10 protein-coding genes are annotated in these 12685 nt (G+C 73.7%); 9 read left to right on the top strand and 1 reads right to left on the bottom strand.

Going from position 1 to position 12685, the window contains the following annotated elements:
- The first annotated feature begins 239 nt into the window (after nucleotides 1-239).
- Both ABTZ03_RS39705 and ABTZ03_RS39710 read left to right on the top strand, forming a co-directional pair.
- Complete coding sequence (locus ABTZ03_RS39705) at nucleotides 240-542, top strand: GroES family chaperonin (protein WP_079136310.1); 303 nt, start codon at nucleotides 240-242, stop codon at nucleotides 540-542.
- Between the two features lie 145 nt (nucleotides 543-687).
- Nucleotides 688-1860, top strand: coding sequence for a winged helix DNA-binding domain-containing protein (locus ABTZ03_RS39710; RefSeq protein WP_350518095.1), 1173 nt, complete (start codon nucleotides 688-690; stop codon nucleotides 1858-1860).
- 13 nt (nucleotides 1861-1873) lie between these two features.
- Here ABTZ03_RS39710 and ABTZ03_RS39715 read toward each other — a convergent pair whose 3' ends face one another.
- Nucleotides 1874-4186 carry a transglycosylase domain-containing protein gene (locus ABTZ03_RS39715; protein ID WP_350518096.1) on the bottom strand — a complete coding sequence of 771 codons (2313 nt, stop codon included), beginning with the start codon at nucleotides 4184-4186 and terminating at the stop codon, nucleotides 1874-1876.
- Nucleotides 4187-4478: 292 nt separating this feature from the next.
- Between ABTZ03_RS39715 and ABTZ03_RS39720 the strand changes: the two genes are divergently transcribed.
- The 7 genes from ABTZ03_RS39720 to ABTZ03_RS39750 all read left to right on the top strand — a co-directional run bounded on the left by ABTZ03_RS39720 (nucleotide 4479) and on the right by ABTZ03_RS39750 (nucleotide 12643).
- Nucleotides 4479-5276: an ABC transporter permease gene (locus ABTZ03_RS39720; protein WP_350518097.1), complete on the top strand. Its 798-nt coding sequence runs from the start codon at nucleotides 4479-4481 to the stop codon at nucleotides 5274-5276.
- Nucleotides 5269-6159, top strand: coding sequence for an ABC transporter permease (locus ABTZ03_RS39725; RefSeq protein ID WP_350518098.1), 891 nt, complete (start codon nucleotides 5269-5271; stop codon nucleotides 6157-6159). The genes ABTZ03_RS39720 and ABTZ03_RS39725 overlap by 8 nt, the downstream gene beginning before the upstream one ends.
- A gap of 27 nt (nucleotides 6160-6186) precedes the next feature.
- Nucleotides 6187-7146, top strand: coding sequence for an ABC transporter ATP-binding protein (locus ABTZ03_RS39730; RefSeq protein WP_400924251.1), 960 nt, complete (start codon nucleotides 6187-6189; stop codon nucleotides 7144-7146).
- Between the two features lie 197 nt (nucleotides 7147-7343).
- Entirely contained in the window at nucleotides 7344-8570 is a 1227-nt protein-coding gene (locus ABTZ03_RS39735; protein WP_350518099.1) for a glycosyltransferase family 2 protein, read from the top strand.
- A 95-nt stretch (nucleotides 8571-8665) separates the two neighbouring features.
- Nucleotides 8666-10021: a nucleotide sugar dehydrogenase gene (locus tag ABTZ03_RS39740; protein ID WP_350518100.1), complete on the top strand. Its 1356-nt coding sequence runs from the start codon at nucleotides 8666-8668 to the stop codon at nucleotides 10019-10021.
- Nucleotides 10022-10213: 192 nt separating this feature from the next.
- The gene (locus tag ABTZ03_RS39745) at nucleotides 10214-11509 is read left to right on the top strand and encodes a DUF445 domain-containing protein (RefSeq protein ID WP_350518101.1); all 1296 of its coding nucleotides are present in this window, start codon (nucleotides 10214-10216) and stop codon (nucleotides 11507-11509) included.
- Nucleotides 11510-11575: 66 nt separating this feature from the next.
- Nucleotides 11576-12643: an adenosine deaminase gene (locus tag ABTZ03_RS39750; protein ID WP_350518102.1), complete on the top strand. Its 1068-nt coding sequence runs from the start codon at nucleotides 11576-11578 to the stop codon at nucleotides 12641-12643.
- The last annotated feature ends 42 nt before the right edge of the window (nucleotides 12644-12685 follow it).

Genomic DNA, 12685 nt, shown 5'->3' on the forward strand with positions numbered 1-12685 from the left:
CCGTGGTCGGGGTGGTGCGGCTCGCCCCCCCGCACTTGCGGATATTCTATTGCCGGGGGGGGGGGGGGGGGGGGGCCCCCCCCCGCCCCCCCGCCCTTCCGCATTCCGGGCTGGCGTCACGCCGCGCGCACGGGGGCGGTACCGTCGGGACCGTGAGTACGAACGACAACCCGACGCATTCCGATCACGAGCACGATGCCGCACGGCACGACCGGCTGGGCGAGAAGCTGCCGATCCGGATGCTGCACGACCGCGTGCTGGTGCGCATCGAGGGCAGTGAGGGCGAGCGCCGCTCGACCGGCGGCATCCTGATCCCGGCGACCGCGGAGCTTTCCAAGCGCTGCACCTGGGCGGAGGCCGTGGCGGTGGGCCAGAGCGTGCGCTCGGTGGAGCCCGGTGACCGGGTCCTGTACGACCCGGAGGACAAGCTGGAGGTGGAGGTCCGCGGCGCCACCTACGTGCTGCTGCGCGAGCGCGACCTGCACGCGGTGGCGGCGACCCGCTTCGGGGACACCGAGGGCTCGACCGGGCTGTACCTGTAGCGACCCCGTACCTGTGGTGACCCCTGTCGCGAGGCCGACGGCGACCCCGGCGAACAGCTGTTCGCGGTCGGCCTCCGGCGGGTCGGCCCGGGCGGCGTCGACCCGGTCGGCCGGTTCTGTCGGTGCCGGGGGCTAGGGTCCGGGCATGAGTGTCCCGGTGATCGGTGATGGTGAGCGGCGGGCCCGGTTGGGTCGCCGGCAGTTGTTGGCGGCCTCGGTGCGGGCGGCGCGGGTGGAGGACGTGGCCGACGCGGTGGTCGGGCTGCACGCGACGGACGCGGCGACGGTGTACCTGTCGGCCTGTGCGCGGCTGGCGGAGCCGTCGGCGGCGGCGGTGGAGCGGGCGCTGTACGAGGACGTGTCGCTGGTGAAGCTGCTGTCGATGCGGCGGACGATCTTCGCGGTGACGGAGGGCCTGGCCCCGTACGTGAGTTCGGGGGCGGCGCGGGCGATCGCCGTGAAGGAGCGGGCGACGTTGCTGAAGCACCTGCGGGACCACGCGGAGGGCTGGGACGAGGCCCGGCTGGCCGCGACGGAGCGCGAGGTGCTGGCCGCGCTGGCCGTGCGCGGGGAGGCGACGACCCAGGAACTGGGCCGGGACGTACCGCAGTTGCGCGAGACGATGCTGATGTCGGCGGGCAAGGCGTACGAGGCGCGGCAGAGTGTGGGCAGTCGGCTGCTGAGCCTGCTGGCCTCGGACGGGCACGTCCGCCGGTGCCGTCCGCGCGGTTCCTGGGCGAGCAGCAGCTATCCGTGGGCGCTGGTGCCGCAGTGGCCGGAGGTGCCGGTGCGGGAGGCGAAGGCGGAGGTGGTGCGGCGCTGGCTGGCGGCGTACGGGCCGGCCACGGTGGAGGACGTGAAGTGGTGGACGGGCTGGACGCTGGGGGACGTCCGTACGGCGCTGGCGGACGTGGACGCGCGGGCGGTGGCGCTGGCGGGCGGTGCGGCGGCCGTGGTGCTGCCGGGGGACGAGGGGCCGGTGGCGCCGCCCGAGCCGTGGGCGGCGCTGCTGCCGGCGCTGGATCCGGCGGTGATGGGCTGGCGCGGGCGGGACTGGTACCTGCGGCCGGAGGACGTGCCGGCGCTGTTCGACCGGGCGGGCAACGCCGGGCCGACGGTGTGGTGGTGCGGTGAGGTGGTCGGGGGCTGGGCGCAGCGGTCGGACGGTGAGGTGGTGTGGCGGTTGTTCCGGGACGTCGGGTCGGCGGCGGAGCGGGCGGTCGCGGCGGAGGCCGGGCGGTTGACGGGGTGGTTGGGGGAGGTGCGGGTGACGCCGCGGATCCGGACGCCGCTGGAGCGGGAGTTGGTGGCCGGGTAGCCCGCCCCGGGGGCTACTGGGCGGGCGCCGTGGCCGTGTTGGTGGGTGCGGTGGTGGCGGTGGGCGGGTTGCTGGGCCGGGCGGGCCGGGTCGGGGTGGGCCGGGTGCTGGGGCTGGGTTGTTCCTCGGTGGGGGCGGGTTGGGGGTTCTGCGGGCTGGGGACGGCGGGGGGTGCGGGCTGGTCGGTGGCGGCGGGGGCGCTGGGGGCCTGGCCGGTGGGGGCGGTGACGGGGGCGCCGGTGGGGGCCGGTGCGGTGGTGCTGCTCGGGCTGGGGCTGGAACTTCCGCTCGGGGTGGGCCAGTTGCCGGTGCCGCGGTCGCCGTGGCCGGTCTGCAGGTCGAACTGCTGGGTGGGGGTGTTGCCCAGGGCGGCGGTCATGTAGTCGGTCCAGATCTTGGTGGGGAAGGCGCCGCCGTTGATCCGGGTGAGGCCGGCCGTGCCGGACAGTGGTTCCTTGGCGTGGCTCTTCGGGTTCTCGCGGAACAGGCCGACGGTGGTGGTGAGTTCGGGGGTGTAGCCGGCGAACCAGGCGGAGAGGTTGGCGTCGGTGGTGCCGGTCTTGCCGGCGGCGGGGCGGCCGAGGTCGAGGGCGGCGGCGCCGGTGCCGCGGGGGCTGACGACGTCGCGCAGGACGTCGGTGACGGAGTCGGCGATGGTGCGGCCGATGGCGTCGGTGGCCTTGTGGTCGGGCGTCTTGGGGACGTCGACGCCGCCGCCGGGGTTGACCCGTTCGAGTTTCTGGACGGACCACGGGGTGTGGGCCTGGCCATGATTGGCGAGGGTGGCGTAGGCGCCGGCCAGGTCGAGGGCGCTGGGGGTGGCGGTGCCGAGGGTCATCGAGGTGTTGGCCGGGTCCATGCCGCGGACGCTGTCGGGGATGCCGAGTTTGACGGCGGTCTCGCGGACCCGGGCGAGTCCGGCGTCGACGCCTTCCTGGGCGTAGACGGAGTTGACGGACTTGACCATGGCGTGGCGCAGGGTGATGTTGCCGTAGTCGATGTCGTCCTCGTTGGGCGGCGCGTAGGGGGTGGGGCCGCCGGTGACGGGGCGTTCGCTGGTGCCGTCGTAGCGGGTCTCGGTGGTGATCGGGCGGCCGTCGAGGGTGTGTTGGGCGATCAGGCCGGCGGCGAGGTCGATCGGTTTGAAGGTGGAGCCGATCTGGTTGTCCTGGCGCAGGGCGTCGTTGTAGGGCTGTTTGGCGTAGTCGGGGCCGCCGTAGACGGCGACGACGCGGCCGGTGGCGGGTTCGACGGAGGCGCCGGCGACGCGGACGTCGGTGTCGGTGGTGGGGCGGGCCTTGGGGTCGAGTTCGCCGGTGAGTTCGTCCTGGACGGCTTTGACGAAGGAGTCCTGCTTGGGTTTGTCGAAGGTGGTGGTGATCCGCCAGCCGCCGGCCTTGAGGGTGGCGGCGTCGATGGTGCCGGAGGAGATCAGGTAGTCGTCGGCGACGCCGACCAGGTAGCCGGCCTGGCCGGCCAGGCCGGTGGCGGGTTGGGGGTCGATGGGTTCGGGGAAGGTGGTGGCGTTGCGGTCGGCGGTGGTGAGGAAGCCGAGTTGGACCATGCCGTCGAGGGCGTAGTTCCAGCGGGCGACGGCCTTCTCGCGGTTGGCGGGGGTGGCGGTCCTGACGTCGTAGAGGCTGGGGGCCTGGAGCAGGGAGGCGAGGTAGGCGCCCTGGCCGAGGGTGAGTTGGGAGACGTCGACGCCGTAGTAGGCGTGGGCGGCGCTCTGGATGCCGTAGGCGCCGCGGCCGAAGTAGCTGCTGTTGAGGTAGCCGGCGAGGATGTCCTTCTTGTCGCGCTGCTGGTCGACCTTGAGGGCGATGAACAGTTCGCGGCCCTTGCGTTCGAAGGTCTGGTCCTGGGTCAGGTAGTAGTTCTTGACGTACTGCTGGGTGATGGTGGAGCCGCCTTGCATGCCCTTGCCGAGGAGGGTGTTCCAGCCGGCCCGGAGCATGCCCTTCAGGTCGACGCCGCGGTTCTGGTAGAAGGTGCGGTCCTCGGCGGAGACGACGGCCTGTTGGGTCTGCAGGGGGATCTGGTCGATGGTGACGTCGGTGCGGTTGACGGCGCCGGTGCGGGCGATCTCGGTGGTGCCGTCGGCGTAGAGGTAGATGTTGTTCTGGGCGGTGGCGCGGGCGTTGGGGTCGGGCACCGGGACGATGACGTAGAGCACGGCGAAGGCGCCGACGGCGAGCAGTAGCAGTGCGGTGAGGGTGCCGAGGGTGATCCGCCAGGTGGGGAGGAGCCGGCGCCAGAGGGGGAGGGCGCGGCGGGCTTCGCGGCGGGCGGCCCGTTTGGCCTGGCGGCGGGTGCTCAACGTCATGGCGGGATTATCTGCTATTTGACGTGGGTTCAGCGGCGGTGGGGCTGTGAACTGCGGTGTTGCTCCTGCGGCGGGGCGTCGTCGGGGTCGTGGGGGGCGTGGTCGGAAAACCGGGTGCGGGTGGGGTGCGGCGGAGGTACGGTGAAAGATGCGAACTTCATAGCGCACCCGTTTCTGACAGCTCCGCCCGTCCGGCCCGGTACCCCCGGGGTCGGCTGGTCGGGGCCGATGGGGTGTGCGCGGATGTCGATGGGCACCTTCCTCTGGCCGTATTTGTCGACAAGGAGACAATATGCTCTACGCCGCCGTGGCTCGCGGCGCCTTCCGCCGCTACTCCACCTACCGGGCCGCCACCCTGGCCGGCACCTTCACCAACACCGTCTTCGGGGTCATCCTGGCCTCCTCCTTCCTCGCGCTCTGGCAGGCCCGCCCGGGCCTCGGCGGCTACGACCAGAGCCAGGCCGTCACCTACATCTGGGTCAGCCAGGGCCTGTTGGTCACCGTCGCGGTCTGGGGCGGCGGCTTCCAGGACGACGTCCAGGACCGCTTCCGCACCGGGGACATCGCCGTCGACCTCTACCGCCCGGTGGACTTCCAGGGCTGGTGGCTGGCCACCGACCTCGGCCGGGCCGGCTTCCAGGCCCTGGTCCGCGGCACCGTGCCGATGCTGGTCGGCGCGCTGGTGTTCCGCACCCGGATGCCCGAACAGCCGCTGACCTGGCTGTTCTTCCTGCTCTCGGCACTGCTCGCGGTGCTGGTCAGCTTCGGGCTGCGGTTCCTGGTCTCGCTCACCGGCTTCTGGCTGCACGACTCCGAGGGGGTGCGCGCGGTGATGCTGGTGGTGTCGATGTTCTTCTCCGGGATGCTGCTGCCGATCGCCCTGTTCCCGGGGTGGCTCGGCGACCTCGCCCGGGTGCTGCCCTGGGCGGCGCTGATCAAGGTGCCGACCGACGTCTTCCTGGAGCGGGCGAGCGGCGCCGGGCTGGTCCCGGCGCTGGGCTTCCAACTCGGCTGGGCGGCGGTGCTGCTCGCCGTCGGGCGGGCCGCGCAGTGGCTGGCGACCCGTCGGGTGGTGGTGCAGGGTGGCTGACCGACTCCTGCCGGTGGCCGAGCGACCCCTGCCTGCGGCCGGGCCACTCCTGCCGCGCACCGAGCCCTTCACCGCGCGGACGGCCTGGGCGGTCCGCTCCTGGTGGCTGTGCGCCCGGATGTGGATGCGCTCGATGATGGCCTACCGGGCCTCCTTCGTACTGAACCTGCTGGCCAGCCTGGTCACCCACTCGCTCGACTTCCTCGTGCTGGTGCTGATGTTCCGGCACACCGACCGGCTCGGCGGCTGGAACCTGCCGGAGATCGCCTTCCTGTACGCCACCGCGACCTTCTCGCTCGGCATGGCCAACCTGCTGGTCGGCTCGGCCGACGGCCTGGGCGTACGGATCGCCGGCGGCACGCTCGACACCATGCTGATCCGCCCCGCCCCGGCGCTCTCCCAGCTCTGCGCCGAGCGCTTCACCCTGCGCCGACTCGGCCGCCCGCTCCAGGCCCTGATCGTGCTCGCCTGGTCGCTGGCCGCCCTGGACGTGCACTGGACCTGGGACCGGGTGCTGCTGGTGCCCGTGCTGCTGGTGTGCGGCAGCGTCATCTTCGGCGCGATCTACGTCGGCGGGGCCACCGTCCAGTTCTGGTGGGGCGAGTCCAAGGAGATCCAGAACTCCTTCACCTACGGCGGTGCGACCCTGCTGCACTACCCGCCGACGATCTTCGCCAAGGAACTGGTCGCCGGGGTGGTCTTCGGCGTCCCGCTGGCCTTCGTCAACTGGCTGCCCACCCTGCGCATCCTCGACCGGCCCGACCCGCTCGGACTGCCCACCGCCTTCCAGTACGCCTCCCCGGTCGCCGCCGCGCTGTGCGTCGCCGCCGCCGGGCTCGCCTGGCGCGCCGGACTGCGCGCCTACCGCGGCACCGGCAGCTGAACTCCCCCTCCCCGTAAGGACAACACCGTGGCACTGATCGAACTCCAGGACGTCCGCCGCACCTTCACCGTGCGCGCCCGCACCGGCCGGTTCAGCCGGGTCAAGCGCGAGGTGCGCGCGGTCGACGGGCTCAGCTTCACCGTCGAGGCCGGCGAGTGCGTCGGCTACATCGGGCCCAACGGCGCCGGCAAGTCGACCACCATCAAGATGCTCACCGGCATCCTCGTCCCCAGCTCCGGCCGGCTGCGGGTCGCCGGGGTCGACCCGGCCCGCGAACGGGTCGCGCTGGCCCGCCGGATCGGCGTCGTCTTCGGGCAGCGCACCACCCTGTGGTGGGACCTCCCGCTGCGCGACTCCTTCGAACTCGCCCGCCGGATCTACCGGATCCCCGACCGGCGGTACCGCGAGAACCTCGGCCGCTGCATCGAACTGCTCGACCTGGACGGCTTGTTGGACACCCCCGTCCGGCAGCTCTCGCTCGGCCAGCGGATGCGCGGCGACCTCGCGGCGGCCCTGCTGCACGACCCCCAGGTGCTCTACCTGGACGAGCCGACCATCGGCCTGGACGTGGTCAGCAAGGGCAGGGTGCGGGAGTTCCTGCGCGAGGTCAACCGGGACGGCGGCACCACCGTGCTGCTCACCACCCACGACCTCACCGACATCGAGCAGCTCTGCGACCGGGTGATGGTGATCGACCACGGCCGGGTCGTCCACGACGGCGGGCTGGACGAACTGCACGCCGCCGGGCGCAGCGAGCGGACCCTGGTGGTCGACCTGGCCGACGCCCGGCCGCCGATCGAGGTGGCCGGGGCGCGGGTGGTGAAGGTCGAGGGGCCGCGCCAGTGGCTGGCCTTCCCGGCGCGGGAGAGCGCGGCGCCGATCGTGGCGGCGGTCGCGGCGCGGTACCCGCTGGTGGACCTCTCGGTGCGGGAGCCGGCGATCGAGGACGTGATCGCGCGGATGTACGCGAAGGTCGCGATCGGTTAGTCGGGCCGGGCCTGCTGGTTCGGCGGGCCTGGCCGCGCCGGCCTGGCCAGGCGGTTCGGCCGGAGCGTCAAGCCGGTGTTCGGATCGCTCGCCCGTTCGGGGAGGGCACGTGACTCCCCGGCGGGCGCCCGAGTTGACCGTGCGTCGCCCGTCGATCCGCGCACCGGCGAACCGCACCCCCGGAGGTCCGCCGCCCGATGACCGTACCCGACGTGACCGTGGTGGTCGCGGTCTACAACACCATGCCGTACCTCACCGCCTGCCTGGACTCGCTGGTCGGGCAGTCCCTGGCGCCGGGGCGGCTGGAGGTGGTGGTCGTCGACGACGGCTCCACGGACGGCGGTGAGACGCTGCTGGACGAGTACGCCGACCGGCACCCCGGGCTGTTCCAGGTGGTCCACCAGCCCAACTCGGGCGGGCCGGCCGCTCCCACCAACCGCGGCCTGGACCTGGCCCGCGGCCGGTACGTGCTGTTCCTCGGGGCCGACGACTGGCTCGGCCCGCAGGCGCTGGAACGGCTGGTCGCGGCCGCCGACGGCTGGGGCTCGGACGTGGTGGTGCCCAAGCAGGTCGGGGTGAACGGGCGGCTGGTGCCGCAGGGGATCTTCCACGCCGACGCCGAGTCGGTCGGCTTCACCGACTCGGCGCTGGCCTGGGCGCTGGCCGACACCAAGCTGTTCCGGCTCGACCTCATCCGGCGCCACGGGCTGCGCCGCGACGAGGGGCTGAAGGTCTTCTCGGACCAGCCGTTCACCCTGGAGGCCTGTCTGCGGGCGGACCGGGTGTCCGTCCTCGCCGGGTACGACTGCTACTTCCTGGTGCTGCGCGAGGACCGGGGCAACGTGACCGAGCGGGCCTCGGTGCTGGACCGGCTGCGCGGGATCACCGCCCTCCAGCAGGTGGCGGCCGAACTGGCCGAGCCGGGCGAGGAGTTGGACGCCATCCGGGCCCGCAGCTTCGCCTGGGACGTGCCCCGGCTGCTCCAGGACGGCTTCCTCCTGCTGGACGACGGGCTGCAGCGGCGGGTGTGCGCCGAGGTCGGCCGGATGATCGAGCGCTTCGGCGCCCGCGAGGTGTACGACCGGCTGCCGGTCGCGGCCCGGGTGCGGCTCGAACTCGCCGCCGCCGTACGGCCGGAGGCGCTGCGGGACCAGATCCGCTACGAGGCGGCGCACGGCGAACCGGCGGCGGTGGCGGAGGGGCGGCGGCGCTACGCGGGCTACCCGGCGTTCCGGGACGGGCGGCTCGGCCTGGCCGACGAGGTGTTCCTGCTGCCGGAGGAGCCGCGGGTGGCGGCCGTTCCGCCGCTCAACCTGGCCCAGCAGCTGTGGCGCGGGATCGTCCCGGAGCAGGTGCGGCGCGGGCTGCGGCGCCATCCGGCGTGGCGCAGGCTGGCCAACTCGGTGAACGGGGGACGGGGATGAGCGGGCCCGTGGCGGGGGGCGGCGTGGACCCGGGTGCGGGTGCGGGTGCGGGGGCGAGTCCGGGGATGGGGGCGGGGGCGGGGGCGGATGTGGACGTGGACCCGGGTACGGACGTCCGTGCGGACGGGCTGGTGGGCGACGGCCCGGACGTGTGCGTGGTCGGGCTCGGCAAGCTGGGACTGCCGCTGGCCGTGCAGTTCGCGCTGAAGGGCCACCGGGTGACCGGGGCCGACATCGCGCCCCGGGTGGTGGCGAGCGTCAACCAGGGCGTGCCGCCGTTCCCCCGGGAGGAGGGTTTGGACGAGGCGCTGAAGCGGGTGGTCGCCGAGGGCCGGCTGCGCGCCACCACCGACACCACGGCCGCGGTGGCCGCCGCCCATGCCGTCGTCCTGGTCGTCCCGCTGGTCACCGCCGCCGACGGCACCCCGGACTTCGCGCTGCTCGACGCGGCCACCGACGCGGTCGCGGCCGGGCTGCGCCGGGGCACGCTGGTCAGCTACGAGACCACCCTGCCGGTCGGCACCACCCGGGGGCGCTGGGCGCCCCGGCTGGCGGCCGGCTCCGGGCTGGCGGCCGGGACGGACTTCGCGCTGGTGTTCAGCCCCGAGCGGGTGCGCACCGGGCGGGTCTTCGCCGACCTGCGGCGCTACCCCAAGCTGGTCGGCGGCCTGGACGCCTCCTCGGTGCGGCGCGGCGCCGAGTTCTACCGGGCGGTGCTGGACTTCGACCCGCGCCCCGACCTGCCCCGGCCGAACGGGGTGTGGGAGCTGGCCTCGCTGGAGACGGCCGAGTTCGCCAAGCTCGCCGAGACCACGTACCGGGACGTCAACATCGCGCTGGCCAACCAGTTCGCCCGGTACGCGGACCGGGTCGGGGTGGACTTCGCCGAGGTCGCCGACGCCTGCAACTCGCAGCCCTACAGCCATCTGCACCGGCCGGGGATCGCCGTCGGCGGGCACTGCATCCCGGTGTACCCGCGGCTGTACCTGTGGAACGACCCGGCGGCGACGGTGGTCCGGGCGGCCCGGGAGGCCAACCTGGAGATGCCCGGGTACGCGGTCGGGGTGCTGGCCGGGGCCCTCGCCGGGGAGCTGCCGGGCGGGATCGCCGGGCGGGGGGTGCTGGTGCTGGGGGCCTCCTACCGGGGCGGGGTCAAGGAGACGGCGTACTCGGGGGTGTTCCCGCTGGTCGCGGCGCTGGAAGCGGCCGGGGCCCGGCCGTACGTCGTCGATCCGCTGTACCGGGCGGCCGAGCTGACGGCGCTCGGGCTGCCGCCGTACGGCGGGGAGCCGGTGGTGGCGGCGGTGCTGCAGGCGGACCACCCGGAGTACCGGGAGCTGGAACCGGCGGACCTGCCGGGGGTGCGGGTGCTGCTGGACGGGCGGCGGTGCACGGACCCGGCGCGGTGGGCGGGGGCGGGGGTGCGGCGGATCGTGCTGGGCGGGGCCTGACCGTGGGGGCGGCAGCGCGTGGGCCGGAGCGGGGTGGCAGCGCGTGGGCCGGAGCGGGGCGGCAGCGCGCGGGCCGGAGCGGGGTGGCGATTCTGGGCGCGGGACGGTTCGGAGGGGCGTGAGCCGACGCTCCGGGGCGGGTGATCGCGGGGCACGCCCCCGTCCGCGCCGGGCACGGGGCAGACTGGCGGGGTGAGTGACGAAGCCTTCAGCGGGACCGGGCCCGGGGTCCGGTTCACCGCGGCCGATGAGGAGAAGAGACGCGGCGTCCGCCGGATGAAGACCATCGCGACCGGCCTGCTGGCCTTCGCGACCCTGGTCTTCGCCCTGGCCACCTGGGCGAAGGCGGCCGGTGCCGGCGCCTGGGCCGGGTACGTGGCGGCCGCCGCCGAGGCGGGCATGGTCGGCGCGCTGGCCGACTGGTTCGCGGTGACCGCCCTGTTCCGCCGCCCGTTCGGCCTGCCGATCCCGCACACCGCGATCATCCCGACCAAGAAGGACGCCTTCGGGCGCTCGCTCGGCGACTTCGTCGGCGACAACTTCCTGGCCGGCCACGTGGTGCGCGGTCGGCTCGCCGCGCTCGGCGTCGGCCGCCGGCTGGGGGAGTGGCTGGCCGCGCCGGGCAGTGCCGAGCGGGTCACCAAGGAGGCCTCGGCGGCACTGCGCGGGGTGCTCGCGGTGCTGCGCGACGAGGACGTGCGGGCGGTGGTCGCCGAGGCGGTGACCCGGCGGGCCGCCGCCACCTCGGTGGCCGAGCCGATGGGCCGGATGCTGGGCAAGGTGGTCGCCGACGGCGGGCACCACGGCGTGGTCGACCTGGTCGCCGTCCGGGCGCACGACTGGCTGACCGCCAACCACGAGGACGTGGTCCGCAAGGTCACCCAGAAGACCCCGGGCTGGACCCCGAAGTTCCTCGACCAGCAGGTCGGCGAGCGGGTCTACAAGGAGCTGCTGCGCTTCGTCACCGACATCCGGGACGACCCGGAGCACCCGGCCCGCGGCGCCGTCGACAACTTCCTCGCCGACTTCGCCACCGAGCTGCAGACCGACCCGGAGACCATCGCCCGGGTCGAGCGGGCCAAGGTCGAACTGCTGGCCCGCCCCGAGGTGCAGGACCTGATCAACTCCACCTGGGCGGCCGTGCGGACCCTGGTGATGGGCGCGGCCGAGGACGAGGACAGCGAACTGCGCCGGCGCATCCGCGAGGGCGTGCACAGCTTCGGCGGGCGCCTGGCCACCGACGCCAAGCTCCAGGCCAAGGTGGACGGCTGGCTGCAGGACGCCGCCCAGTACCTGGTCGACACCTACCGGGCCGAGATCACCTCGCTGATCTCCGAGACGGTGGCGGGCTGGGACGCCGACGACGCGTCGCGCAAGATCGAGGCCAACGTCGGCCGTGACCTGCAGTTCATCCGGATCAACGGCACCGTGGTCGGCGCGCTGGCCGGGCTGCTGATCCACACCGTGGCGGTGGCCCTCGGCGGGTGATCCGGGCTTCGGCCTATCCTTGCGAGCACCACTCGGAACGCGTGTAGAAGAGAAGAGGGAACGACCGTGGTCCAGCCGGACGGAAGTCGGATCGGAAACCTGGGTGACCGGAGCATCGAGGCGTTCATCGCCGGGATGCCCAAGGCGGAACTGCACGTCCACCACGTCGGCTCGGCCTCGCCGCGCATCGTCGCGGAACTGGCCGCCCGGTACGCCGGGAAGTCCGCGGTGCCCACGGACCCGGCGGCGCTCGCCGAGTACTTCACCTTCACCGACTTCGCGCACTTCGTCGAGGTCTACCTGAGCGTGGTGGACCTGGTCCGCGACGCCGAGGACGTCCGCGCGCTCACCTACGGCGTGGCCGAGGACATGGCCCGGCAGAACATCCGGTACGCCGAGCTGACCGTCACCCCGTACTCCTCGGTCAAGCGCGGCATCCCCGACGTGGCCTTCATGGAGGCGATCGAGGACGCCCGGCTGCGGGCCGAGAAGGACCTCGGCGTGGTGCTGCGCTGGTGCTTCGACATCCCGGGCGAGGCCGGGCTGGAGGCGGCCGAGATCACCGCCCGGCTGGCCACCGAGCTCGCCCCCGAGGGCCTGGTCAGCTTCGGCCTGGGCGGGCCGGAGATCGGCGTGCCGCGGCCGCAGTTCAAGCCGTACTTCGACCGGGCCCGGGCGGCCGGCCTGCGCTCCGTCCCGCACGCGGGCGAGACCACCGGGCCGCAGACGGTCTGGGACGCGATCCGCGAGCTCGGCGCCGAGCGCATCGGGCACGGCACCCAGGCGGTCCAGGACCCGGCGCTGCTCGACTACCTGGGCGAGCACCGGATCCCGCTGGAGGTCTGCCCGACCTCCAACATCGCCACCCGGGCGGTGGAGCGGATCGAGGACCACCCGATCAAGCGGATGGTGGACGCCGGGCTGCTGGTGACGGTCAACAGCGACGACCCGCCGATGTTCGGCACCGACCTCAACACCGAGTACGGGGTGGCCGCGCGGCTGCTGGGGCTGGACGAGGCCGGGGTGGCGGCGCTGGCGCGCAACGCGGTCGAGGCGTCGTTCCTGGAGCAGGCGGGCAAGGCCCGGCTGGTCGGCGAGATCGACTCCTACCTGGCGGGTTGGCAGCAGCGCTGACCCCCTTCCGCTCCTGCTGTTCCCCTCTGTTCTTCCTGGTGA

It is taken from the genome of Kitasatospora sp. NPDC096077, assembly GCF_040303245.1.
In the GTDB taxonomy this organism is placed as follows: Bacteria; Actinomycetota; Actinomycetes; order Streptomycetales; family Streptomycetaceae; genus Kitasatospora.

Coding starts and splice junctions, on each gene's coding strand:
- ABTZ03_RS39705 (WP_079136310.1), top strand. CDS start 240: ATGCTGCACGACCGCGTGCTGGTGCGCATCGAGGGCAGTGAGGGCGAG.
- ABTZ03_RS39710 (WP_350518095.1), top strand. CDS start 688: ATGAGTGTCCCGGTGATCGGTGATGGTGAGCGGCGGGCCCGGTTGGGT.
- ABTZ03_RS39715 (WP_350518096.1), bottom strand. CDS start 4,186: ATGACGTTGAGCACCCGCCGCCAGGCCAAACGGGCCGCCCGCCGCGAA.
- ABTZ03_RS39720 (WP_350518097.1), top strand. CDS start 4,479: ATGCTCTACGCCGCCGTGGCTCGCGGCGCCTTCCGCCGCTACTCCACC.
- ABTZ03_RS39735 (WP_350518099.1), top strand. CDS start 7,344: ATGACCGTACCCGACGTGACCGTGGTGGTCGCGGTCTACAACACCATG.